The organism is Citrobacter sp. MNAZ 1397 (genome assembly GCF_023613995.1).
In the GTDB taxonomy this organism is placed as follows: domain Bacteria; phylum Pseudomonadota; class Gammaproteobacteria; order Enterobacterales; family Enterobacteriaceae; genus Phytobacter; species Phytobacter ursingii.
In genome coordinates this window covers 433,036-456,918 of sequence record NZ_JAKIVH010000002.1, presented here as the reverse complement: position 1 = coordinate 456,918, position 23,883 = coordinate 433,036, and the positions used below count along the sequence as shown (strand labels likewise).

At 52.8% G+C, this 23,883-nt stretch carries 20 protein-coding genes; 10 read left to right on the top strand and 10 right to left on the bottom strand.

What is annotated here, in order from left to right; genetic code table 11:
• Nucleotides 1-38 precede the first annotated feature (38 nt).
• The 3 genes from aceF to pdhR form a co-directional block, all read right to left on the bottom strand.
• Nucleotides 39-1,937, bottom strand: coding sequence for a pyruvate dehydrogenase complex dihydrolipoyllysine-residue acetyltransferase (gene aceF, locus L2097_RS16835; RefSeq protein ID WP_250353332.1), 1,899 nt, complete (start codon nucleotides 1,935-1,937; stop codon nucleotides 39-41).
• A 14-nt stretch (nucleotides 1,938-1,951) separates the two neighbouring features.
• Nucleotides 1,952-4,615: a pyruvate dehydrogenase (acetyl-transferring), homodimeric type gene (gene aceE, locus L2097_RS16830; RefSeq protein ID WP_039078391.1), complete on the bottom strand. Its 2,664-nt coding sequence runs from the start codon at nucleotides 4,613-4,615 to the stop codon at nucleotides 1,952-1,954.
• A 285-nt stretch (nucleotides 4,616-4,900) separates the two neighbouring features.
• Complete coding sequence (gene pdhR / locus L2097_RS16825; protein ID WP_039078390.1) at nucleotides 4,901-5,665, bottom strand: pyruvate dehydrogenase complex transcriptional repressor PdhR; 765 nt, start codon at nucleotides 5,663-5,665, stop codon at nucleotides 4,901-4,903.
• A 534-nt stretch (nucleotides 5,666-6,199) separates the two neighbouring features.
• Between pdhR and aroP the strand changes: the two genes are divergently transcribed.
• The 3 genes from aroP (at nucleotide 6,200) to L2097_RS16810 (ending at nucleotide 10,094) form a co-directional block, all read left to right on the top strand.
• The gene (gene aroP, locus L2097_RS16820; protein ID WP_120785413.1) at nucleotides 6,200-7,573 is read left to right on the top strand and encodes an aromatic amino acid transporter AroP; all 1,374 of its coding nucleotides are present in this window, start codon (nucleotides 6,200-6,202) and stop codon (nucleotides 7,571-7,573) included.
• Nucleotides 7,574-7,740: 167 nt separating this feature from the next.
• Nucleotides 7,741-9,147: a glycoside-pentoside-hexuronide (GPH):cation symporter gene (locus L2097_RS16815; RefSeq protein ID WP_250353331.1), complete on the top strand. Its 1,407-nt coding sequence runs from the start codon at nucleotides 7,741-7,743 to the stop codon at nucleotides 9,145-9,147.
• Complete coding sequence (locus tag L2097_RS16810) at nucleotides 9,144-10,094, top strand: glycoside hydrolase family 43 protein (RefSeq protein ID WP_250353360.1); 951 nt, start codon at nucleotides 9,144-9,146, stop codon at nucleotides 10,092-10,094. Before L2097_RS16815 ends, L2097_RS16810 begins: the two co-directional genes overlap by 4 nt.
• A gap of 141 nt (nucleotides 10,095-10,235) precedes the next feature.
• Here the strand turns inward: L2097_RS16810 and ampE are convergent, their stop codons facing one another.
• A complete protein-coding gene (ampE, locus tag L2097_RS16805) occupies nucleotides 10,236-11,090 on the bottom strand; it encodes a beta-lactamase regulator AmpE (RefSeq protein WP_047371808.1) in 855 nt (284 codons plus the stop codon).
• Nucleotides 11,087-11,650 carry a 1,6-anhydro-N-acetylmuramyl-L-alanine amidase AmpD gene (gene ampD / locus L2097_RS16800; RefSeq protein ID WP_047371809.1) on the bottom strand — a complete coding sequence of 188 codons (564 nt, stop codon included), beginning with the start codon at nucleotides 11,648-11,650 and terminating at the stop codon, nucleotides 11,087-11,089. The genes ampE and ampD overlap by 4 nt, the downstream gene beginning before the upstream one ends.
• A 142-nt stretch (nucleotides 11,651-11,792) precedes the next feature.
• On the opposite strand from ampD, the gene nadC reads away from it, so the two are divergent.
• The 4 genes from nadC to hofC all read left to right on the top strand — a co-directional run bounded on the left by nadC (nucleotide 11,793) and on the right by hofC (nucleotide 15,946).
• Complete coding sequence (nadC, locus tag L2097_RS16795; protein ID WP_047371810.1) at nucleotides 11,793-12,686, top strand: carboxylating nicotinate-nucleotide diphosphorylase; 894 nt, start codon at nucleotides 11,793-11,795, stop codon at nucleotides 12,684-12,686.
• A 235-nt stretch (nucleotides 12,687-12,921) separates the two neighbouring features.
• Complete coding sequence (ppdD, locus tag L2097_RS16790; protein WP_250353330.1) at nucleotides 12,922-13,359, top strand: prepilin peptidase-dependent pilin; 438 nt, start codon at nucleotides 12,922-12,924, stop codon at nucleotides 13,357-13,359.
• A 9-nt stretch (nucleotides 13,360-13,368) separates the two neighbouring features.
• Nucleotides 13,369-14,754 carry a type II secretion system protein GspE gene (gene gspE, locus L2097_RS16785; protein WP_250353329.1) on the top strand — a complete coding sequence of 462 codons (1,386 nt, stop codon included), beginning with the start codon at nucleotides 13,369-13,371 and terminating at the stop codon, nucleotides 14,752-14,754.
• Entirely contained in the window at nucleotides 14,744-15,946 is a 1,203-nt protein-coding gene (gene hofC, locus L2097_RS16780) for a protein transport protein HofC (RefSeq protein WP_250353328.1), read from the top strand. Before gspE ends, hofC begins: the two co-directional genes overlap by 11 nt.
• A 32-nt stretch (nucleotides 15,947-15,978) precedes the next feature.
• Here the strand turns inward: hofC and L2097_RS16775 are convergent, their stop codons facing one another.
• Entirely contained in the window at nucleotides 15,979-17,022 is a 1,044-nt protein-coding gene (locus tag L2097_RS16775; RefSeq protein ID WP_085005549.1) for a GMP reductase, read from the bottom strand.
• A gap of 328 nt (nucleotides 17,023-17,350) precedes the next feature.
• Between L2097_RS16775 and coaE the strand changes: the two genes are divergently transcribed.
• Genes coaE through yacG form a run of 3 tightly spaced genes read left to right on the top strand, consistent with a single transcriptional unit; the run spans nucleotide 17,351 to nucleotide 18,918 of the window.
• Nucleotides 17,351-17,971, top strand: a complete 621-nt coding sequence (gene coaE / locus L2097_RS16770; protein ID WP_047373396.1) for a dephospho-CoA kinase — start codon at nucleotides 17,351-17,353, stop codon at nucleotides 17,969-17,971.
• Nucleotides 17,971-18,714 carry a cell division protein ZapD gene (gene zapD, locus L2097_RS16765; protein WP_250353327.1) on the top strand — a complete coding sequence of 248 codons (744 nt, stop codon included), beginning with the start codon at nucleotides 17,971-17,973 and terminating at the stop codon, nucleotides 18,712-18,714. The genes coaE and zapD overlap by 1 nt, the downstream gene beginning before the upstream one ends.
• Nucleotides 18,715-18,723: 9 nt before the next feature.
• Nucleotides 18,724-18,918 carry a DNA gyrase inhibitor YacG gene (yacG, locus tag L2097_RS16760; protein ID WP_039078377.1) on the top strand — a complete coding sequence of 65 codons (195 nt, stop codon included), beginning with the start codon at nucleotides 18,724-18,726 and terminating at the stop codon, nucleotides 18,916-18,918.
• Nucleotides 18,919-18,954: 36 nt separating this feature from the next.
• Here the strand turns inward: yacG and mutT are convergent, their stop codons facing one another.
• The 4 genes from mutT to lpxC form a co-directional block, all read right to left on the bottom strand.
• On the bottom strand, nucleotides 18,955-19,344 hold the full coding sequence (gene mutT / locus L2097_RS16755) for an 8-oxo-dGTP diphosphatase MutT (protein WP_142516599.1): 390 nt from the start codon (nucleotides 19,342-19,344) through the stop codon (nucleotides 18,955-18,957).
• A gap of 58 nt (nucleotides 19,345-19,402) precedes the next feature.
• Nucleotides 19,403-22,108, bottom strand: a complete 2,706-nt coding sequence (gene secA, locus L2097_RS16750) for a preprotein translocase subunit SecA (protein WP_047371817.1) — start codon at nucleotides 22,106-22,108, stop codon at nucleotides 19,403-19,405.
• A gap of 58 nt (nucleotides 22,109-22,166) precedes the next feature.
• Nucleotides 22,167-22,667 carry a secA translation cis-regulator SecM gene (gene secM, locus L2097_RS16745; protein ID WP_229220483.1) on the bottom strand — a complete coding sequence of 167 codons (501 nt, stop codon included), beginning with the start codon at nucleotides 22,665-22,667 and terminating at the stop codon, nucleotides 22,167-22,169.
• A gap of 287 nt (nucleotides 22,668-22,954) precedes the next feature.
• Nucleotides 22,955-23,872, bottom strand: a complete 918-nt coding sequence (gene lpxC, locus L2097_RS16740; protein WP_047371819.1) for a UDP-3-O-acyl-N-acetylglucosamine deacetylase — start codon at nucleotides 23,870-23,872, stop codon at nucleotides 22,955-22,957.
• Nucleotides 23,873-23,883 lie beyond the last annotated feature (11 nt).

Here is a 23,883-nt window from a genome sequence, read left to right as displayed (position 1 = left end):
TAAAAGGAAAAAAGCCGGCCGTCAGGCCGGCCTTTCGATTACATCACCAGACGACGGATGTCAGACAGCATGTTGTTGATGATGGTAATAAAGCGCGCACCATCAGCACCGTCAATCACGCGGTGGTCGAAGGACAGAGAGATCGGCATCATCAGACGCGGAACGAACTCTTTACCGTTCCAGACCGGCTCCATCGCAGACTTGGAGACACCCAGAATAGCCACTTCCGGCGCGTTAACAATCGGTGCGAAGTGGGTCGTGCCCAGGCCGCCGATGCTGGAGATGGTGAAGCAACCGCCCTGCATTTCGCCAGCCGTCAACTTGCCATCACGCGCTTTTTTGGAAATCACCGTCAACTCGCGAGACAGCTCGGTAACACTCTTCTTATTCACGTCTTTAAAGACCGGAACAACCAGACCGTTCGGGGTATCAACCGCAACACCGATGTTGATGTATTTCTTCAGGGTCAGGCGCTGACCGTCTTCAGACAGAGAGCTGTTGAAGCGCGGCATCTGTTCCAGAGCGGCGGCAACGGCTTTCATGATGAAGACAACCGGGGTGAATTTCACGTCCAGTTTACGTTTTTCAGCTTCGGCGTTCTGCTGTTTACGGAACGCTTCCAGATCGGTGATATCGGTTTTATCAAAGTGCGTAACATGCGGGATCATCACCCAGTTACGGCTCAGGTTGGCACCCGAGATTTTCTGGATACGGCCCAGCTCCACTTCTTCGATTTCGCCGAACTTGCTGAAGTCGACTTTCGGCCACGGCAGCATGCCCGGGATACCGCCGCCAGCGGCAGCAGCAGGTGCGGCTTCTGCGCGCTTGATAGCTTCTTTGACGTAAGTCTGGACGTCTTCGCGCAGGATACGACCTTTACGGCCAGTGCCCTTCACTTTCGCCAGGTTCACACCAAATTCGCGCGCCAGGCGGCGAATCAGCGGAGTCGCGTGAATGTAAGCGTCGTTTTCTGCAAACTCAGATTTGCCTTCTGCTTTGGCAGCAGGCGCAGCAGCCGGTTTAGCAGCCTGAGCCGGTGCAGCAGCAGGGGCTGGAGCAGCCGCGGCAGCCGGAGCTGCGGCAGGCGCAGCGCCTTCCACTTCGAAGACCATGATCAGAGAGCCGGTAGAGACTTTGTCGCCTACGTTAACTTTCAGCTCTTTCACCACGCCCGCGAACGGAGCAGGGACTTCCATAGAAGCCTTGTCGCCTTCAACGGTGATCAGTGACTGTTCAGCGGCAACTTTGTCGCCCACTTTCACCATCACTTCAGTCACTTCAACTTCATCACCGCCGATATCCGGTACGTTAACGTCTTTTGCACCGCCAGCCGCAGCTGGAGCAGCGGCAGGTGCCGGAGCAGCCGCCTGAGCCGGGGCAGCAGCAGGCGCAGCGCCCGCCACTTCGAAGACCATGATCAAAGAACCGGTAGACACTTTGTCGCCGGTGCTGATTTTGATCTCTTTCACCACGCCCGCAAACGGCGCCGGTACTTCCATAGAGGCTTTATCGCCTTCTACGGTGATCAGAGACTGCTCAGCGGCAACGGTGTCGCCCACTTTCACCATAATTTCAGTGACTTCTACTTCGTCGCCACCGATGTCAGGTACGTTAACGTCTTTTGCCGCTGCCGCAGCAGGTGCTGCTGCCGGAGCCGCTTCTTTCTTCTCTTCTGCCTTAGCAGGTGCAGCGGCTGCTGCACCGTCGGCGGAATCGAAAATCATGATCAGTTTGCCAGTCTCGGTTTTGTCGCCAACAGAGACTTTGATCTCTTTAACAACGCCAGCCTGCGGAGACGGGACTTCCATAGAGGCTTTGTCGCCTTCTACGGTGATCAGCGACTGTTCTGCTTCAACCTTGTCGCCCACTTTGACCAGAATCTCGGTGATTTCAACTTCGTCAGACCCGATGTCCGGTACTTTGATTTCGATAGCCATTATCTCTTTACCTCTTACGCCAGACGCGGGTTAACTTTTTCTGCATCGATGTTGAATTTGGTAATTGCTTCCGCAACCACTTTCTTATCGATTTCGCCACGTTTAGCCAGTTCGCCCAGTGCTGCAACAACCACATAAGAAGCATCAACTTCGAAGTGGTGACGCAGATTTTCACGGCTGTCAGAGCGGCCGAAGCCGTCGGTACCCAGTACGCGGTAATCATCCGCCGGTACATAAGTACGAACCTGCTCTGCGAACAGTTTCATATAGTCAGTAGACGCAACAGCCGGGGCATCGTTCATCACCTGAGCGATGTACGGAACGCGCGGCGTTTCCAGCGGGTGCAGCATGTTCCAGCGCTCACAATCCTGGCCATCACGCGCCAGTTCAGTGAAGGAGGTGACGCTGTATACATCAGAACCTACGCCGTAGTCTTTCGCCAGGATCTGTGCCGCTTCACGTACGTGACGCAGGATAGAGCCGGAGCCCAGCAGCTGAACTTTACCTTTGCTACCTTCGAGGGTTTCGAGTTTGTAGATACCTTTACGGATACCTTCCTCGGCACCTGCTGGCATCGCCGGCATGTGGTAGTTTTCGTTCAGGGTGGTGATGTAGTAGTAAACGTTCTCTTGTGCTTCACCGTACATACGGGTCAGACCGTCATGCATGATGACCGCCACTTCGTATGCGTAAGACGGGTCATAAGAGATACAGTTCGGGATAGTCAGAGACTGAATGTGGCTGTGACCATCTTCGTGCTGCAGACCTTCGCCGTTCAGGGTCGTACGACCGGAAGTACCACCGACCAGGAAGCCGCGAGCCTGTTGGTCGCCTGCCTGCCAGCACAGGTCACCGATACGCTGGAACCCGAACATGGAGTAGTAGATGTAGAACGGGATCATCGGCAGGTTGTTGGTGCTGTAAGAGGTCGCAGCAGCCAGCCAGGATGCGCCTGCGCCCAGCTCGTTGATACCTTCCTGCAGGATCTGACCTTTCTCGTCTTCTTTATAGTAAGCAACCTGCTCACGGTCCTGCGGGGTGTACTGCTGGCCGTTCGGGCTGTAGATACCGATCTGACGGAACAGACCTTCCATACCGAAGGTACGCGCTTCGTCGGCGATGATTGGAACCAGTCTGTCTTTGATCGACTTGTTCTTGAGCATCACGTTCAGGGCACGCACGAAAGCAATAGTGGTAGAGATCTCTTTGTTCTGCTCTTCCAGCAGTTGAGAGAAGTCTTCCAGCGCAGGCAGTTCCAGCTTCTCGGTGAATTTAGGCTGACGAGCAGGCAGGTAGCCTTTCAGCGCCTGACGACGTTCGTGCAGGTACTTATACTCTTCAGAGCCTTCCGGGAAGGTCAGGTAAGACAGATTTTCAACCTGCTCATCGGTGACTGGAACATTGAAACGGTCGCGGATATAACGCACGCCGTCCATGTTCATTTTCTTAACCTGGTGAGCGATGTTTTTACCTTCTGCAGTATCACCCATGCCGTAACCTTTGATGGTGTGGGCCAGGATAACAGTCGCTTTACCTTTGGTTTCACGCGCTTTTTTCAGTGCAGCGTAGACTTTCTTCGGATCGTGACCACCGCGGTTCAGAGCCCAGATCTGCTCATCAGTCCAGTCTGCAACCAGGGCTGCGGTTTCAGGGTATTTGCCGAAGAAGTGCTCACGAACGTAGGCGCCGTCTTTGGATTTGAAGGTCTGGTAGTCACCGTCAACGGTTTCGTTCATCAGTTGGATCAGTTTACCGCTGGTATCTTTACGCAGCAGTTCATCCCAACGACCGCCCCACATGACTTTGATCACGTTCCAGCCAGCACCCGCGAAGATGCCTTCCAGTTCGTTGATGATCTTGCCGTTACCGGTTACCGGACCATCCAGACGCTGCAGGTTACAGTTGATGATGAAGCACAGGTTGTCCAGCTTCTCGCGGGTCGCGATGGTGATAGCACCTTTGGATTCCGGCTCGTCCATTTCACCGTCGCCCAGGAAGGCGTAAACAGTCTGCTCAGAGGTGTCTTTCAGGCCACGGTGTTCCAGGTATTTCAGGAATTTAGCCTGATAGATCGCACCAATTGGGCCCAGACCCATCGATACGGTCGGGAACTGCCAGAATTCAGGCATCAGTTTCGGGTGCGGGTAAGAAGACAGACCTTTACCGTGAACTTCCTGACGGAAGTTGTTCATCTGCTCTTCAGTCAGACGACCTTCCAGGAAGGCGCGTGCATAGATGCCCGGAGAGATGTGGCCCTGGAAGTACACCAGATCGCCGCCGTCTTTCTCATTGGCTGCACGGAAGAAATGGTTGAAGCACACTTCGTAAACAGTTGCGGAAGACTGGAAGGACGCCATGTGGCCACCCAGTTCCAGATCTTTCTTGGAAGCGCGCAGAACGGTCATGATGGCGTTCCAGCGAATTGCCGAGCGAATACGACGTTCCAGCTCCAGATTACCCGGGTATTCCGGTTCATCTTCAACGGCAATAGTGTTGACATAGTTGCTAGCTCCGGTACCAGCGGCGACTTTCACGCCCCCTTTACGGGCTTCGGAAAGCAGCTGGTCAATCAGATACTGAGCACGCTCAACACCTTCTTCACGGATTACCGATTCGATCGCCTGTAGCCAGTCGCGAGTTTCAATCGGATCCACGTCATTTTGGAAACGTTCTGACATGGGGGGTATTCCTTATCTATCTAATACGTTGATTTAGCTGGAACCTGTCCCATTGCACTCTTTGTTCTTCATCCTTCTGGCTGTCTCTTTGTTGGCTTCGCTTCCTCACCCCAGTCACATAGTTCACTATGCTCCTGTGGATTCGCACGCTTGCCGCCGCGATACAGCCAAAATTATTTTGAACAACTAAAAGTGCAATAAGACAGGTTCTGCGTTTAGTTGCCGCGCTCTAAATTTTTGGCGCTCCGGTTACAACTCTTCCGGCACAAACTCCACCAGAAAATGCTAATTCTTTCTCTGTTCCAGCCGACGGAGCGAGCGTTCACGACGGCTCTGCTCACGACTGCGGTCCAGCAAGATCTCTTCGATAAAGGCCAGGTGGCGATGAGAGGCTTCACGCGCTTCTTCAGGTTCGCCCGCCATAATGGCTGCAAAGATACTGCTGCGGTGCTTGCTCACCAGCGGCAGCATTTCGCGGCGCGCATAGAGCAACTCGAAATTCTCACGAACATTCTGTGCCAACATGGGTTCCATGCAACGAAGCAGATGTAAAAGCACAACATTATGTGCCGCTTCGGTTACAGCGATTTGATATTGCACGACAGCGTTCGATTCCGCGTCGAGGTCGCCGGATTGCTGCGCCAGCTCAATGGCCTGATGCAGTTCACCAATGCGTACCTTGTCTTCGTCCGTGCTACGTAATGCGGCGTAATAAGCGGCAATGCCTTCCAGTGCGTGACGCGTCTCAAGCAAATCAAACTGGGATTCGGGATGATCGGAGAGCAATTCAACCAGCGGATCGCTGAAGCTCTGCCAGAGGCTGCTTTGAACAAACGTACCGCCACCCTGGCGACGCAGCAGAAGCCCTTTCGCTTCGAGGCGTTGGATGGCCTCACGCAGAGAAGGACGTGAAACGTCGAACTGTTTGGCCAGTTCGCGTTCTGGAGGCAATTTTTCACCGGGGCGTAATGTCCCCTCAAGAATCAAAAACTCCAGTTGCTGCTCAATCACATCGGATAGTTTTGGCTGGCGGATTTTGCTGTAGGCCATTGTTCCCTGTCTCTACCATTCGCCCGGAGTAAATTGGTCTTACCAATTTCATATTCGTGACGCTAAAGTAACAAAGTATTCACCTTATGTCCATACAGGTTTTGATTGAAATCAGTAAACACTGCACATTTTAACAACGTTACAGAAATAACGTTTCAAACATGTAACCTTGCACAAATGACTCGTTTACCCCCAAAGAGGCAGTTTTAACTTTATTGAAACGCGCTCAAACAAATCTGAACCGATTCAGTGTGAATAATTTTGCATATTTAAACTAAATTTCTGCATAAAAACGCAGAAGATTACAAAACAGCCGAAAACGAGGCGATTTACAAATGGTTTCTTTTTATGCAAGTCGTCATCTCTCTTTCACAAAGCAGGTGCAAACGCCTGCGCTTACCACTATTCTGAGCTTCACGAAAGGGATGAGTGCAAATTCATGTCAGCATTTCGTAAATAAAAAAATACAATAAATGGAATTTCTTTCTTACACGCAGACAACAGCGTAGACATAATAACCACACACGAGGTTTCATGATGGAAGGTCAACAGCACGGCGATCAGCTTAAGCGCGGCCTTAAGAACCGCCATATTCAGCTTATTGCGCTGGGCGGCGCTATCGGGACTGGCCTGTTTCTGGGCAGCGCTTCAGTCATCAATTCCGCAGGGCCAGGTATTATCCTGGGCTACGCCATTGCAGGTTTCATTGCTTTTCTGATTATGCGTCAGTTGGGCGAGATGGTCGTTGAAGAGCCGGTTGCCGGCTCATTCAGCCACTTTGCGTACAAATACTGGGGTAATTTCGCGGGTTTTGCTTCCGGCTGGAACTACTGGGTGCTGTACGTGCTGGTTGCGATGGCGGAACTGACCGCGGTTGGTAAATATATCCAGTTCTGGTGGCCGGAAATCCCAACATGGGCCTCCGCGGCGGCCTTCTTCGTTGTTATCAACGCCATTAACCTCACAAACGTCAAAGTGTTTGGCGAGATGGAGTTCTGGTTCGCCATTATTAAAGTGGTTGCTGTGGTCGCGATGATCCTGTTTGGCGGCTGGCTGCTGTTCAGCGGCAGCGCGGGCCCACAGGCAACCGTACGCAACCTGTGGGAGCAAGGCGGGTTCTTGCCGCACGGTATCTCAGGACTGGTAATGATGATGGCTATCATCATGTTCTCCTTCGGGGGTCTGGAGCTGGTGGGGATCACCGCCGCAGAAGCAGACAACCCGGAGCAGAGCATTCCAAAGGCCACCAACCAGGTTATCTATCGCATCCTGATCTTCTATGTGGGTTCACTGGCTGTCCTGCTTTCTCTGCTCCCGTGGACACGCGTTACCGCTGATACCAGCCCGTTCGTACTGATTTTCCATGAACTGGGTGACACCTTCGTGGCGAATGCATTGAACATCGTCGTGCTGACGGCCGCGCTGTCGGTTTATAACAGTTGCGTATACTGTAACAGCCGTATGCTGTTCGGCCTGGCGCAACAGGGTAATGCGCCGAAAATGCTGCTTTCCGTGGACAAACGTGGCGTTCCGGTTAATACCATTCTGGTTTCCGCTGTGGTGACTGCGCTGTGCGTGCTGATCAACTATATGGCGCCTGAATCTGCATTTGGCCTGCTGATGGCGCTGGTGGTATCTGCCCTGGTTATTAACTGGGCGATGATTAGCCTGGCGCACATGAAGTTCCGTAAGGCTAAGCAGCAACAGGGCGTGACGCCGCGTTTCCCGGCGCTGTTATACCCGTTAGGTAACTGGATTTGTCTGCTGTTTATGGCGGCCGTACTGATCATTATGCTAATGACTGACGGTATGGCTATCTCCGTCTACCTGATTCCGGTATGGCTGGTCGTTCTCGGCATTGGCTATATGTTCAAAGAGAAAAGCGCAAAAACGGTGAAAGCCCACTAATTTTGCCTGCCCCTCTCCCGCCCGGGAGAGGGGTGTTATTGAAATGTAATCAAACTCACACTTTCCCCGATGTAGCTGTTTTGTCCATATTCCTGCCAACATCCTGTAACGCAAATTTCCTTTAGCAGGCAAATAATTATTCCCACAACTCACCGGGAGTAGCGTCAATGGACAACAGCAAACTGTCTGTTAAAGAGAAAATCGGCTACGGCATGGGCGATGCCGGATGTAACATCATTTTTGGCGCCATCATGCTGTTTGTTAACTATTTTTATACGGATATTTTCGGTCTGGCGCCTGCGCTGGTAGGCGTGTTATTGCTTTCAATACGCGTGATAGATGCCATCACCGACCCAATCATGGGGGCGATTGCCGACCGCACACAAAGCAAGTACGGACGCTTCCGTCCATGGCTTTTATGGATTGCCTTACCTTATGCCGTATTCAGCGTGTTGATGTTTACCACGCCGGACTGGACCTACAATAGCAAAGTTATCTATGCCTTTATTACTTACTTCCTGCTCTCGCTGACCTATACCGCGATCAACATCCCCTACTGCTCGTTAGGCGGCGTCATTACCAACGATCCGAAAGAGCGAGTGGCCTGCCAGTCTTATCGCTTCGTGATGGTGGGCATTGCCACTTTGCTTCTGTCTCTGACATTACTGCCGATGGCCGAATGGTTTGGCGGTGAAGACAAAGCCAAAGGCTACCAAATGGCGATGACGGTGCTGGCGTTTATCGGCATGTGTATGTTCTTGTTCTGTTTCGCTACGGTTCGCGAGCGTGTTCGTCCGGCGGTGCCTACCAATGACGATATGAAAAAGGACATGAAGGATGTCTGGAAGAACGATCAATGGGTGCGCATTTTGCTGCTCACGTTGTGTAACGTTTGCCCTGGCTTTATTCGCATGGCCGCCACCATGTATTACGTGACCTGGGTCATGGGGCAAAGCACACACTTTGCCACGCTCTTTATCAGCCTGGGCGTTATCGGAATGATGCTCGGCAGTATGCTGGCAAAAGTCCTGACGGACCGCTGGTGCAAGCTGAAAGTCTTCTTCTGGACAAACATCGCGCTGGCAATTTTCTCCTGTGCTTTCTACTTTTTCGATCCGAAAGCCACGGTCATGATTGTGGTGCTCTACTTCCTGCTGAATATTCTTCATCAGATCCCTTCCCCGCTGCACTGGTCGCTGATGGCGGATGTGGACGACTATGGCGAATGGAAAACAGGCAAGCGTATTACCGGCATCAGCTTCTCCGGCAACCTGTTCTTCCTGAAAGTTGGGCTGGCGGTTGCAGGCGCGATGGTGGGCTTTTTGCTCTCCTGGTACGGTTACGATGCAGGCGCCAAAGCGCAAAGCACCAGCGCTATCAATGGCATCATACTGCTGTTTACCGTTATACCAGGCGTGGGTTATCTGATTACCGCAGGGGTTGTACGCTTGCTGAAAGTGGATCGGGAACTGATGAAAACTATCCAGGCCGACCTGGAAAAACGCCGCGTCAATTATCATGAACTGAGCGAGAACCAGAGCGTTCCCGTGGGTGAACACGTAAGGAAAGCATAATGAACTGGCCGAACCCCTTTATTGAGCAGCGTGCCGACCCGTATATTTTGCGTCATGACGGCAACTATTATTTTGTCGCCTCGGTGCCAGAATATGATCGCCTGGAAATCCGCCGGGCCAGCACCCTTGAGGGATTGTGCATGGCTCAAGGTGTCACTGTCTGGCGCAAACCCGCCAGCGGCCCGATGAGCGAGCTTATCTGGGCACCTGAGCTGCACCACATTGACGGGAAATGGTATCTCTATTTTGCCGCCGCCGGGACGAAAGCGCTGGATGCACTGAATATGTTTCAGCATCGGATGTTTGTGCTGGAGTGCGCCGATGCCGATCCTCTTAGCGGGGCCTGGATCGAAAAGGGCCAGGTGAAAACACCCTTCGATACCTTCGCACTGGATGCCACGACCTTTGTTCATCAGGGTAAACGCTGGTACCTGTGGGCGCAGAAATCACCGGCAATTGCGGGTAACTCAAACCTCTATCTCGCTGAAATGGAAAATCCGTGGACGCTAAAAGGCGAGCCTGTATTACTGAGCAAACCGGAGTACGACTGGGAATGCAGAGGTTTTCTGGTAAACGAAGGTCCGGCGGTGCTGTTTCACGGCAACAGGCTGTTTATCAGTTACTCTGCCAGCGCCACAGACGAAAACTACTGTATGGGGCTGTTGTGGATTGATATTAACGCTAACCCGCTGGTGGCGGCGAACTGGCATAAATCACCGCAACCGGTATTCCGAACCAGTTATGAGAACCGGCAATATGGCCCCGGCCACAACAGCTTTACCCAAACCGCAGACGGTAAAGATGTGCTGGTTTACCATGCGCGAAATTATACAGAGATTGAAGGCGACCCGCTTTACGATCCGAACCGCCATACCCGTCTCAAACTGATTCGCTGGCAAGATAACGGGATGCCCGATTTCGGCATCCCGCCTGCGGATACGCTGTAAGTTTATTCTCTACATAATTCTGGTCGCAGGAAGGCGGCAAGTCAGTAAGTCCCCAGGAGCATAGATAACGATGTGACTGGGGTGCGCTGGCGCAGCCAACGCACATGCAGCCTGAAGAATGACGAGTATAACGGCACGCAGTTACATCAGCGTGCCGTAAATGGTTAACAGCGCCACCACGACCACCATCACAAACGAGGTCTTTTTGGCCATTGATACAGCAGCTTTTGGTGTTGCGACTTTATCCATATGCGGTTCGCGGGCCAGCGAGAACTGAGCAAGGCGCGTTAGTACATGATATTGGGAAGAATGTCGGTCGGTCAGCGAGGCAAACCACGCCGGTAGCGCCTTCTCTCCATGACCAATTAATGCATAAACCACACCCGCCAGGCGCACCGGGATCCAGTCCAGCACGTGCAAAATAGCGTCGATTCCGGACTGCTGGCGTTCATTTGGGGTCTCATAACGTGCCAGCCACGACTGCCATGCACGTAAAAAGCCATAGCCAACCAGCGTCACAGGCCCCCATACTCCGCCGACAATAAACCAGAACAGCGGTGCCAGATAATAACGAAAATTGATCCACAAAAGCGCATTTTGCAGCTCACGCAGATACTCCCGTTCATTACAGCCCGGCGGTATACCGTGAATCAATGTGAGTTCATTCGCCATCGCGTTATGGGCGTGACTGTCATTGCGCGCCGCCGCTTTAAGGTAAGCATGGTAATGCAGGCGCACTTTCCCGGCGCCGATGCACAAAAGCCCCAGCAGGATCCACACAACCAGCAGAGGCACATTGAAAAATAGCCCTTCCAGCAACTGTAGAATGAGGAACGCCACCAGCATGGTGAGCACAGTCATCAGGAGCGTTCTTAGCATAGAGTAATGTCTGACCCGGCGGAACAACACCTCCAGGCGATGATCCAGTTGCCAGTGTTCTCCGAGTTTAAAAAGCCGCTCGGCAATAAGAACCAGCAGCATGGTAAACAGTGTCATGGCATCTCCTTATCTGATTCTCCCGCCACCAGTCCGCGAAATCTGGGCCAGTCAAACGCCGGGCCGGGATCGGTTTTGCGCTCAGGGGCAATATCGCTGTGCCCGGTCATGTTGTTGGCAATCCGGGGATAAAGCGCAATCAAAGCGTGGGTAACGTTCGCCAGTTGCTGGTATTGGGCGTCGGTATAGGGCTGATTGTCAGTGCCTTCCAGCTCAATACCGATGGAAAAATCATTGCAACGTTCCCGCCCATGATAATTCGACACCCCTGCATGCCAGGCACGCTTATCAAACGGAACATACTGAACGACTTCACCGTCACGGCGAATCAGGCAATGAGCGGAGACGCGCAGATGAACGATCCCGGCAAAAAAAGGATGGGCGTCAGGATCCAACGTACCGGTAAACAGTGCATCGATCCACGGCCCGCCAAATTCGCCGGGGGGCAGGCTGATATTGTGGACCACGAGCAACGAAGGCGTTTCACCATCCGGACGGCAATCAAAGTGCGGAGAAGGTACGCGCCGCGCATTCGCCAGCCAGCCCTCATTTAACTGCATGCAGGATCTCCTTAATTATGGTGCTCAAACACGCTCTAGAGTAGCATGTTCAGACGCTGTCCGGTCATTGTACGTTGACGAAACTCGCAATGACAGGACACTGTCTAACTTTTTGATTCGTTACCCTTTTTGGAGTTTTATCATGCCGCCTCGCCGTTACAACCCCGATCTTCGACGTGACGCGCTTTTGCAACGCATTGAACTGGACATCCCCGCTGCCGTCGCGCAGGCCCTGCGCGAAGATTTGGGTGGCGAAGTGGATGCGAACAACGATATTACTGCGCAATTATTGCCACCGGATAACCGCTCCCATGCGGTGATCATTACCCGCGAAGAAGGCGTATTCTGCGGCAAGCGTTGGGTCGAAGAGGTCTTTATTCAGTTGGCTGGCGATGATGTTCGCATTACCTGGCATGTCGCCGATGGCGATGCGGTGACGCCGAACCAGCCATTATTTGAACTGGAAGGTCCCTCCCGCGTTCTGCTCACCGGTGAACGTACGGCGCTTAATTTTGTGCAAACGCTGTCCGGCGTTGCCAGTGAAGTACGCCGCTATGTCGCCTTACTGGACGGAACCAAAACACAGTTGCTGGATACGCGTAAAACCCTGCCAGGCCTGCGTACCGCGCTGAAATATGCGGTTCTGTGCGGCGGCGGCGCGAATCATCGACTGGGGCTGTCCGACGCGTTCCTGATTAAAGAAAACCACATTATCGCAGCAGGCTCCGTTCGCCAGGCCGTCGAGAAAGCTTTCTGGCTGCATCCTGACGTTCCGGTTGAAGTAGAAGTGGAAACGCTGGAAGAGCTGGATGACGCGCTGAAAGCCGGTGCCGATATCATCATGCTGGACAACTTCGATACGCCGATGATGCGCGAAGCGGTTAAACGTACCCATGGCCAGGCGCGTCTGGAAGTTTCCGGCAACGTCACGTTTGAGACTATCCGTGAATTTGCCGAAACGGGTGTCGATTTCATCTCTGTCGGTGCGCTGACCAAGCACGTCCACGCGTTGGACCTGTCGATGCGTTTTCGCTGATTCCCACTGGCCCGATGGTCTCTGTCTGTCGGGCTTATCCTTCTCTGTTTCCTCAGCCGGGTAAAGCGCTTACGCCACTTTGTGACTCGTTTTTCGTAAAGCCTCGCAAACCTTTTGTTCAGTTCTGCAATCTGTTCAATTACGGCTGAAGACCCGTTCCCGTTTCGTTTTTTGTCCCTCGCGGGTCATTCCTTATGTTTGCCAAAGTAACGCCAGCTAACTCAAGGAGCGAACAATGGACAAACAACGGGGCTTCACCCTTATCGAACTCATGGTGGTTATTGGCATTATTGCGATTTTGAGCGCGATCGGTATTCCGGCATACCAGAACTACCTTCGCAAAGCCGCACTCACCGACATGCTGCAAACCTTTATCCCCTATCGAACGGCCGTTGAGCTATGCGCACTGGACCGTGGTGGCGTCACGGGTTGCGATGGCGGCACTAACGGCATTCCTGCCCCCGCCACCACCCGCTATGTTTCCGCCATGACCATCAGCAAAGGAGTCATTACCCTCACCGGACAGGAAAGCCTTACTGGCCTGAGCGTCGTCATGACGCCGCAGTGGAATGCGGGCAACGGTATGTCGGGCTGGACGCGTAGCTGCACGGTGGCCGATAACGGTACGCTGAAACAGGCCTGTGAAGATGTCTTCCGTGGAAACAGTAACTGAGGATAGCCCATGCGCCAAGATAAACTCACCACGCTGTGTAAACGCCACCATGCCTGTCTACTTAACTGTGACGAAAAGATGCTGACCATTGCCGTCGTGGGCGACCCCTCATCAGAGCTGCTGGAAGCACTACGTTTCGCGACACAAAAACGGATTGATATCGAATGCTGGACGCAGGAACAGATGGACAGCCACCATCAACAGTCGGCAGAAGTACAACCACTTCTGCCCGTCGAGGATTCAGGTTCAGCGGTCGAATTGCTTGACCAGACGCTGCAACAGGCTCTTAGCCAGAGGGCATCCGATATCCATTTTGAACCGGCAGAACAGACCTATCGCATCCGGCTTCGCGTTGACGGCGTACTACATGCTCTGCCTCTGGTTTCCAGCGCGCTCGCCAATACGCTGACTGCACGGCTGAAGGTCCTGGGCAATCTGGACATTGCCGAACGCAGGCTGCCGCAAGACGGGCAGTTTAGCATCGCGCTTAACGGGCAGAATGTCTCATTTCGCATAGCCACTCTACCGTGCCGACATGGCGAAAAAATAGTACTGAGGTTGTTGCAGCAGGTGAGTCAGGCGCTCGACCTCCGACAGCTTGGAATGACCCAACACCAACTGGCGCAATTTCAGCAGGCGTTGAACAAACCTCAGGGGTTGCTGCTGGTGACTGGCCCCACGGGCAGTGGAAAAACCGTCACTCTGTACAGTGCGTTGCAGGCTCGCAATAAGCCTGATATCAACCTTTGCAGTGTGGAAGATCCGATAGAGATCCCGCTTAGCGGCCTGAATCAGACGCAGATTAACCCACGCGCCGGGCTGACCTTCCAGAGCGTGTTACGGGCCCTTTTGCGCCAGGATCCGGATGTCATTATGGTCGGCGAGATCCGTGATGGCGAAACGGCTGAAATCGCCATCAAGGCCGCACAAACCGGGCATCTGGTCCTCTCGACACTGCATACCAACTCGACAACAGAAACACTGGTGCGTATCCAGCAAATGGGGGTTGCCCGCTGGATGATCTCCTCCGCGCTCTCTTTGGTTGTTGCACAGCGCCTGGTACGAAAACTGTGCCCCCATTGCCGCAGCCGTGAGCATGAGGATATTAATCTGCCGACAGCATTCTGGCCGCGCTCATTACCGCGCTGGGTATCAAAGGGCTGTGAGCGTTGTTATCACGGATTTTATGGACGAGTCGCGCTATTTGAAGTCCTGGAAATAGACGGTGTACTGCGTCAGGCTATTGCCAGCGGACTCCCCGCCAGCGGCATTGAAAAGCAATCACGCTCGGCAGGTATGACGACACTCTTTCAGAATGGCTGTCTGGCGGTAGAAAAAGGGATTACCACTTTCGAAGAGTTGGTTCGCGTATTGGGTATGCCCGATGGCGACTAAACAACTCTGGCAATGGTCCGGGCTGGACGACAACGGTGAGCGGCACAATGGCGCCTTTTGGGCGGAACAGCGTGGCGATGTCCTCTTCGCGTTGCAACAGCAAAGCCTGCACCCACTCTCTCTGCGTCGTCGCCCGGTACGTCAGGCACAGTGGCGCGGAGAATACAGTAGCCAGGTCATCCATCAGCTTGCCACACTACTGCAGGCAGGCCTGACGTTGCCGGATGGCTTGCAGTTACTGGCCAAACAACAGTCTTCTGTGCAATGGCAGGCGCTGTTACAGACGCTGGCGGAAAATCTGGCCCAGGGCGAGACATTCTCCGGTGCGCTGTCACACTGGCCGGAGGTCTTCCCGCCGCTTTACCTGGCAATGATACGAACGGGCGAGCTGACGGGAAAGCTGGACGAGTGCTGCTTTAAGCTCGCCACACAGCAAAAAACGCAGCTTGCCCTCGTGCGGAAAGTGAAAAAAGCGCTGCGCTATCCGCTTATTGTTCTGATATTGGCATTCATCGTGGTGCTGGCGATGGTCTATTTCGTTCTCCCGGAATTTGCCACGATATACCAGACATTTAATACGCCGTTGCCTGCACTCACGCGTGGAGTACTGGCGTGTGCGGATATCCTCCAGCAAGGCAGCCTTCCCTTAGCCATTATCAGCCTGATGCTGGCCATTCTGCTCAGTCGCTTACAGAAACATTCAGGCTGGCTGCGTTATCAGCAACGTATCCTGCTGGCGTGCCCAGTGACAGGACAGCTTGTTCTGGGACAGAAACTCAGTCAGATCTTTACCGTGCTATCGCTGACGCAGCAAGCTGGAATCGCCTTCTTACAAGGTCTGGAAAGCGTCAAAGAAACGCTCACATGCCCATGGTGGCGAGAAATCGTTACTGCAATACATCAGGATATTACCCAGGGTTTGTCGATTTCAGCGGCATTCAGCGCCAGAGGGGTTTTTACGCCGCTATGCATTCAACTGGTCAGCACGGGGGAAGCTTCAGGCGCGCTGGACGCAATGTTACTCAATCTGGCAAAACATCATAGTGAACATACGCAGCAGCTGGCTGACGGTCTGGCGTCCATACTGGAACCCATACTGCTGGTGGTGACAGGTCTTATTGTCGGCACGCTGATTGTGGCTATGTATCTGCCGATTTTCCATCTGGGAGATGCAATGAGTGGAATGGGATGAGACAGGCGCAGCGAACTGCGCCTGTAAGCCGATTAGAGGCTATTGAAAACGCGGTTTTCTTGCTCCTGCACGCGGATAAAGGTGGTACGTTTGGTCAGCTCTTTCAGGCGAGATGCGCCCACATAAGTGCAGGCTGAACGCAAGCCACCGAGGATATCGCGCGCGGTATTTTCGACCGGGCCACGTAGTTTCAACTTAACGGTCTTACCTTCTGCCGCACGGTACTGAGCCACCCCACCAACGTGACGGGTCATCGCCGACTCAGAACTCATACCGTAAAACAGCATGAATTTTTCACCGTTTTCTTCAACTACGGTACCACCGCTTTCTTCATGTCCTGCCAACATCCCGCCAAGCATGACAAAATCAGCGCCACCACCAAAGGCTTTCGCCACGTCGCCTGGTACGGTACAGCCGCCATCGCTAACGATTTGACCGCCCAAACCGTGCGCCGCGTCGGCACACTCAATAACAGCAGAAAGCTGAGGATAACCCACACCGGTTTTCACACGAGTGGTACATACAGAACCTGGGCCGATGCCCACTTTTACAATATCCGCACCGGAGAGGATCAGCTCTTCACACATTTCGCCAGTCACGACGTTGCCTGCGCAAATCGTTTTATTCGGCCAGGCTTCACGTGCTTTCGACACGAACTGCACGAAGTGCTCGGAATAACCATTGGCAACATCAATACAGACGAAATTCAGTTGGGAGTGCAGCGCCAGAATCTGTTTAGTCTTTTCGAAGTCGGCATCTGAGGTGCCTGTCGATACCATCACGTGGCGTAATACATCGTCAGACTCGCGCTGAATAAATGCTTTCCAGTCTTCGACGGAATAATGTTTATGCACCGCAGTCAAAATATCGAACGACGCCAGCGCTTTCGCCATGGCAAAGGTACCAACGGTGTCCATATTGGCAGCAATTACCGGTACGCCAGACCAGTTCTGTCCTGAATGCTTAAAGGTAAACTCGCGCTCCAGCTCAACATCGGAACGGCTTTTGAGGGTAGAGCGTTTAGGGCGGATAAGAACGTCTTTAAAACCTAATTTCAGATCTTCTTCAATACGCATGTGCGGATTCCTGGGGTTAATGGCGAACAACGCAGACTTGCAAACACACAACTCCAGTGACGCTATCATACGCACTAATCAGGACTCCGCAAGACTGCGAAATTCTCTTTTTTTACGCTACAATCCTATAAATTTACCTGGTGAAAGGGCAAGATTAGCCGCATTTGCGTAAGTCCATCTTGCACAAATTATAACCTGCTGATTCAGATGAAAAATGCATAGTTATTTTTCCGCGTTTCGCTTACTGACGACCTGAGTTAAGCAAACTGGCAAAATTGAAAATGTGTGGGTTATGATTTTTTCACCGACTTTTTTGAGATCAGACTCTATGGGGTATACGGTCGCGTTAACCGGCGGTATTGGTAGCGGCAAAAGCACGGTCGCGGATGCCTTCGCCCGTTTTGGTGTGGATATTGTCGATGCAGATGTTATTGCCCGTCAGGTTGTTGAACCGGGCTCTGTTGCATTACAGGCCATCGCAGAACATTTTGGTTCAGACATCCTCACACCAGAGGGCTCACTGAACCGTCGCGTATTACGCGAAAGGATTTTTGCTTCCCCGGCCGAGAAAACCTGGCTCAATGGTTTGCTGCACCCATTAATCCATCAGCAAACCCAGCGACAAATTGCCGGAGCTACCTCCCCCTATGTATTGTGGGTTGTTCCTTTGTTGGTTGAAAACCACTTACAGAGCAAAGCCGACCGGGTATTGGTTATCGACGTCTCTCCGGAGACGCAAATTTTGCGAACGATGCAGCGTGACGGCGTAAGCCGTGAAAATGCTGAGCATATTCTGGCGGCGCAAGCGACACGTGAAGCACGCCTTGCCGTTGCGGATGATATTATTGACAATAATGGCGCACCAGATGCAATTGCATCGGATGTTGCCCGCCTGCATGCGGCTTATCTGAGTTATGCATCGCAGGCAGTTTCACAGGAAAACCTTTAATGCAGACCCACGTCCTATTTGAACACCCGCTCAACGAAAAGATGCGCACATGGCTGCGTATCGAATTTCTGCTCCAGCAACTGACCGCTCGCCTCCCTCTTGCCGATCATGCGGACGCGCTGCATTTCTTCCGTAATGCCGGTGAGCTACTGGATATTTTCGAGCGTGGTGACACGCGTACCGAATTGCTTAAAGAACTGGAACGCCAGCAACGTAAATTGAAAGCCTGGGCCGAAGTGCCTGGCGTTGATCAGGGACGTATCGATGCCATTCGCCAGCAGTTAAAAGAGACCAGCACTATGCTGATGGCGGCCCCCCGCATTGGGCAACTTTTACGTGAAGACCGGTTAATCGGCCTGGTACGCCAGCGTCTGAGTATACCGGGCGGCTGTTGCAGCTTTGATTTGCCCACCCTGCATGTCTGGCTGCACCTGCCGCAAGCTCAGCGTGACGAGCAGGTGAATATCTGGCTGGCCAGCCTGACACCGCTCAATCACACGTTATCACTGATTCTGGATTTGATCCGCAACTCAGCCCCGTTCCGTAAGCAAACCAGCCTGAACGGTTTTTACCAGGATAATGGTGAAGATGCCGATCTGCTTCGTCTGCATCTGGATTTAGGCAGCCAGTTATTCCCGCAGATTTCGGGACATAAAAGTCGTTTCGCCATTCGTTTTCTGCCGCTCGACAGCGAAAATGGCATCGTCCCGGAACGGTTGGATTTCGAACTGGCTTGTTGTTAAGGAGAAATGATGTCAGACGCAACGCGTGTTAATTGCCCAACCTGCGGCAAAAGCGTGGTATGGAGCGAAACCAGCCCATTCCGTCCATTCTGTTCAAAACGCTGCCAGTTAATAGACCTGGGGGAATGGGCTGCGGAAGAAAAACGCATCCCCAGTGCGGGCGACCTTTCCGACAGCGACGACTGGAGCGAAGAGCAGCAGTAAATAGTTCGGTGGCGGGGAGCCCCGCCCCCTGCACGATCAGGCGCTTGCCAGTTTTGAGATGACGGGTTCATTGGCTGGCGGGAACTCCTCCGCCAGCAGTTGAGTCTGGTGAACCCAACGTCCAGGCTGCCCCTCTTTTCCCCACGGCTCACCTTCCCACTGTTCAATAAGATAAAACCAGAGCGTAATGTGGCGGTCAGGGAAGTGATATTCCAGCTTATCGAACAGAGTTGCCGCACCAGCGTTGATCCCCACTTCTTCGTGCAACTCACGGACAACCGCTTGTTCAGGCGTTTCGCCTTCTTCGATCTTGCCGCCAGGAAACTCCCATTTATTAGCCATATGCGCATCGGCTGCGCGCTGGGTAATAAAGATTTCACCCTGTGAGTTGCGAATAATGCCAACGGCGATTTGCAGTATTTTCATTGTCGTTACTCCATAAAAAAGGCGCAGATATCTGCGCCTTTCTTTATTTATTCGTACCTTAGCTCAGACGACCGTGGCACTGTTTGTATTTTTTACCTGACCCGCATGGACAAGGGTCGTTACGACCAACTTTGCGATCGCCGGTCTGCGCAGCCAGCGCTGCCGCCGCCTCAGACTCATCATCACGGTGGCTAAGTTGCTGCATTTGTGCCAGACGCTCTGCTTCTTCGCGGCGTTGTTGCTCCATTGCTTCAACTTCTTCCGGCATACGCACCTGAACTTTACTCAGGGTGCTGATCACTTCATATTTCAGCGACTCCAGCATCGCGGCGAACATTGAGAAAGATTCACGCTTGTACTCTTGCTTCGGATCTTTTTGCGCATAGCCACGTAAATGGATCCCCTGACGCAGGTAATCCATCGCCGCCAGGTGCTCTTTCCACAGTGAGTCAAGCGTTTGCAGCATGACGCCTTTTTCGAAGTGGCGCATCATCTCGGCGCCAACAACCTCTTCTTTGCGACCATAGACTTCGATTGCCTGAGCCAGGATACGCTCACGCAGGGTCTCTTCATGCAATTCCGGCTCTTTATCCAGCCATTCAGCAATCGGCAGATCGAGGTCGAAATCATTTTTCAGGCGTTCCTGCAAGCCAGGAATATCCCACATTTCTTCCAGCGACTGCGGTGGAATATGGGCGTCAATGGTCGCCTTGAACACATCCTCACGAATACTGTTAATGGTCTCGCTCACATCAGACACATCCAACAGTTCATTACGCTGGGTGTAGATTGCACGACGCTGATCGTTCGCTACGTCATCGTATTCCAGCAGTTGTTTACGAATATCGAAGTTACGGCTTTCCACTTTACGTTGGGCGTTGGCAATCGCCTTGGTCACCCACGGGTGTTCAATCGCTTCGCCCGGTTTCATGCCCAGTTTACGCATCATGCTTGATACGCGATCTGAGGCAAAAATACGCATCAGCGCATCTTCCATAGACAGATAGAAGCGGGATGAGCCCGGGTCACCCTGACGACCAGAACGGCCACGCAGCTGGTTATCGATACGGCGTGATTCGTGACGTTCGGTACCGATGATATGCAGACCACCCGCAGCCAGTACGGCATCGTGACGCACCTGCCAGTCAGCTTTGATCTGCGCGATCTGTTCCGGCGTCGGGTCTGTCAGCGCTGCGACTTCTGCCTGCCAGCTACCACCCAACACGATGTCGGTACCACGGCCAGCCATGTTAGTTGCGATTGTTACCGCTGCGGTATAACCCGCCTGCGCAACAATATCTGCTTCTTTGGCGTGGAACTTCGCGTTCAGTACGTTGTGTTTGATACCCGCTTTCGTCAGCTCATTTGAAACCACTTCGGATTTCTCAATGGAGATCGTACCCACCAGCACCGGCTGGCCTGCAGCAGTACGCTCACGAATATCTTCAATAATCGCCTGAATTTTTTCCGCTTCGGTCATGTAGACCAGATCCGGCATATCTTTACGGATCATCGGACGGTTGGTCGGCACCACCACGGTATCGAGTTTGTAAATAGAACTGAACTCGAATGCTTCGGTATCAGCAGTACCGGTCATCCCCGCCAGTTTCTCATACAGACGGAAGTAGTTCTGGAAGGTAATCGAAGCCAGAGTCTGGTTTTCGTTCTGAATATCCACACCTTCTTTGGCTTCCACAGCCTGGTGCAGACCATCAGACCAGCGACGGCCCTGCATGGTACGGCCAGTGTGCTCATCAACGATGATAACTTCGCCGTCTTTAACAATGTAATCCACATCACGGGTGAACAACGCGTGCGCGCGCAGCGCTGCGGTAACATGGTGCATCAACATAATGTTACCCGGAGAGTACAGGGACTCACCTTCGTCCATGATGCCTTCGTTAACCAACAATTCTTCAATCAGCACCAGGCCACGTTCGGTCAGGTTCACCTGGCGCGCCTTTTCATCAACAGAGAAGTGCCCTTCGCCCTGGAAGGTATCGGAATCTTCCTTCTCCTGACGGATCAGGTGCGGGATGATTTTGTTCACTTTTTTGTACATTTCCGAGCTGTCTTCAGCCGGGCCGGAAATGATCAACGGTGTACGCGCTTCATCGATGAGGATAGAGTCCACCTCATCCACCAGCGCATAGTGCAGTTTGCGCTGCACGCGTTCTTCAGGGCTGAACGCCATGTTGTCGCGCAGGTAGTCAAAGCCGTATTCGTTGTTAGTACCGTAGGTGATATCTGCAGCGTAGGCTTCACGCTTCGCTACAGACGGCATACCCGGCAGGTTGATCCCGACGGTCATACCCAGGAATTCGAATAAGGGACGGTTGTTTTCGGCGTCACGTTGCGCCAGATAGTCGTTCACGGTAACCACGTGAACACCTTTGCCGCTCAGGGCGTTTACATACGCAGGCAGTGTCGCGGTCAGCGTTTTACCTTCACCGGTACGCATCTCTGCGATGCAGCGTTCATTCAATACCATGCCGCCGAGTAACTGAACGTCGAAGTGACGCATACCGAAGACACGTTTACTGGCTTCGCGCACGACGGCAAACGCTTCCGGGATCAAGCTTTCAACCGTTTCGCCTTTTTCCAGACGGCCACGAAATTCCGCTGTTTTTGCTTTCAGTTCGTCGTCTGACAGCTTTTCCATTTCCGGCTCCATCGCATTGATGATGCCGACTGCTTTGCGCATACGACGCAGTGTACGATCGTTACGACTACCGAATACTTTTGTTAATAATTTGATAAGCATAATAAAATCTCAAACGCCCCGCTCTGCGGAGTCACAAATGTAGTTGAAGGATAATTTTTCAGCTAAGGCGTTGAGGTCCCGCGCGGATGCCCTGAACCTGGCTAATCCAGGCCCGGACGCTAAACGCGCAATGGGTGGGGAAATCGGTACCACATGTCTGGCTATCAATTGCCGGCGGTCTCTGCTCCTGGGTTAGCAGCGCGCTGAGCGTATCCAGGAGAGCGAGGTGGTGAGCCTGCAAAGGCAGTGGTTCTTCCACGACGGGTAACGCCTGCGGCGCCATCGCGAAAGAGAGGTGGCGAATAACGGTACGGATGGCATGCTGATGCCAGTAATCAACAGTGAAGCTCGGACGGCGCGTCCCTTCAAGCAGCGCAAGATTAGTGAAGTTAACGCTACCAGCGCCTTCATGATTACGTGTCGTCGCTTTAGCCGGTTCAGTGTGGTTGCTGTTGCTGAGCGCAGGCATGCCGAAGCTTGCCGCGACCATCCCCAATAAGAGATGCGGCCAGAAATAACGTCTGCCAAGTTGTCGCCAGCGCGTCAGAATTCCGCTCACTCAGTTCACCAAAAAAATCACTGTTGTCCGCTTTTTACTTCGGTATGCATTATTTTGCGCAAAGATATTACCATTAATGCAGCGGGAGGACAGCGATTATAAGGCGCTCCGGGGGATAAAAACGGCCAGGAAAGCAGCGATCGCGCTCATTGAGTGGTAAAAACAATCTTCATCAACCAAAGCGAGGCAAAAGTACAGATTTTAAAATAAAAAACGACTGGCACTCCTGGCAGGAGAGAGTGTGCCAGGTGGACCAGTCGAATTTAGGTCTTACTTATTGTCTGGTATTACGCCAGAACCATCGTCGGTGCTTTGAACGCCAGTGGCAGTTCTGCATCATCTTCGAAGGTCACATATTCCCAGGCTTCCTGTTTCGCCAGGACTGCCTGCAACAGTTTGTTGTTCAGCGCGTGACCCGATTTATACGCAGTAAACGCACCGATGATATTGTGACCACACATGAACAAGTCACCAATCGCGTCGAGCATTTTGTGACGAACGAATTCGTCTTCAAAACGCAGGCCGTCTTCGTTCAATACGCGATAATCGTCAACAACGATGGCACAATCGAAGCTACCGCCCAGGCACAAACCGCGGGACTGCAGATATTCGATATCACGCATGAAACCGAAGGTACGCGCGCGGCTAATCTGGCGCATAAACGCGTCGGCAGAAAAGTTCATCGCGTAACGCTGAGTGCTGGCATCAATGGCCGGGTGGTTAAAGTCGATAGTGAAATCGAGAGAGAAACCGTTAAACGGTCTGAACTCTGCCCATTTATCACCATCTTCAACGCGGACCGTCTCTTTGATTCGCACGAATTTCTTCGCACTGCGCAGTTCTTCGATGCCTGCATCCAGCAGAAGATAAACGAACGGTGCAGCACTGCCGTCCATAATCGGGATTTCCGGCGCATCGACTTCAACAATAATGTTGTCGATACCCAGACCGGCCAGAGCAGCATTAAGGTGCTCTACGGTTGAAATCCGTACGTCATGCTCGTTCACCAGACACGTACAGAGCATTGTATCACGCACAGATTTAGCATCAGCCGGGAAATCTACCGGTGGATTCAAGTCAGTGCGACGATAGATGACCCCGGTATTGGCCGGCGCAGGGCGCAACGTCAGTGTGACTTTCTTGCCGGTATGTAAACCGACACCAGTCGCCTGAACGATACGTTTAAGTGTCCTTTGTTTGATCATCGTATAATCTC

Excerpts from the sequence above, each read along its gene's own strand:
- L2097_RS16775 (WP_085005549.1), bottom strand. The coding sequence starts at position 17,022 with ATGCGTATTGAAGAAGATCTGAAATTAGGTTTTAAAGACGTTCTTATC.
- zapD (WP_250353327.1), top strand. The coding sequence starts at position 17,971 with ATGCAGACCCACGTCCTATTTGAACACCCGCTCAACGAAAAGATGCGC.
- nadC (WP_047371810.1), top strand. The coding sequence starts at position 11,793 with ATGCCGCCTCGCCGTTACAACCCCGATCTTCGACGTGACGCGCTTTTG.
- L2097_RS16815 (WP_250353331.1), top strand. The coding sequence starts at position 7,741 with ATGGACAACAGCAAACTGTCTGTTAAAGAGAAAATCGGCTACGGCATG.
- pdhR (WP_039078390.1), bottom strand. The coding sequence starts at position 5,665 with ATGGCCTACAGCAAAATCCGCCAGCCAAAACTATCCGATGTGATTGAG.
- ampE (WP_047371808.1), bottom strand. The coding sequence starts at position 11,090 with ATGACACTGTTTACCATGCTGCTGGTTCTTATTGCCGAGCGGCTTTTT.
- hofC (WP_250353328.1), top strand. The coding sequence starts at position 14,744 with ATGGCGACTAAACAACTCTGGCAATGGTCCGGGCTGGACGACAACGGT.
- lpxC (WP_047371819.1), bottom strand. The coding sequence starts at position 23,872 with ATGATCAAACAAAGGACACTTAAACGTATCGTTCAGGCGACTGGTGTC.
- aroP (WP_120785413.1), top strand. The coding sequence starts at position 6,200 with ATGATGGAAGGTCAACAGCACGGCGATCAGCTTAAGCGCGGCCTTAAG.
- ampD (WP_047371809.1), bottom strand. The coding sequence starts at position 11,650 with ATGCAGTTAAATGAGGGCTGGCTGGCGAATGCGCGGCGCGTACCTTCT.
- yacG (WP_039078377.1), top strand. The coding sequence starts at position 18,724 with ATGTCAGACGCAACGCGTGTTAATTGCCCAACCTGCGGCAAAAGCGTG.
- aceE (WP_039078391.1), bottom strand. The coding sequence starts at position 4,615 with ATGTCAGAACGTTTCCAAAATGACGTGGATCCGATTGAAACTCGCGAC.
- secA (WP_047371817.1), bottom strand. The coding sequence starts at position 22,108 with ATGCTTATCAAATTATTAACAAAAGTATTCGGTAGTCGTAACGATCGT.
- aceF (WP_250353332.1), bottom strand. The coding sequence starts at position 1,937 with ATGGCTATCGAAATCAAAGTACCGGACATCGGGTCTGACGAAGTTGAA.
- gspE (WP_250353329.1), top strand. The coding sequence starts at position 13,369 with ATGCGCCAAGATAAACTCACCACGCTGTGTAAACGCCACCATGCCTGT.
- ppdD (WP_250353330.1), top strand. The coding sequence starts at position 12,922 with ATGGACAAACAACGGGGCTTCACCCTTATCGAACTCATGGTGGTTATT.
- coaE (WP_047373396.1), top strand. The coding sequence starts at position 17,351 with ATGGGGTATACGGTCGCGTTAACCGGCGGTATTGGTAGCGGCAAAAGC.
- mutT (WP_142516599.1), bottom strand. The coding sequence starts at position 19,344 with ATGAAAATACTGCAAATCGCCGTTGGCATTATTCGCAACTCACAGGGT.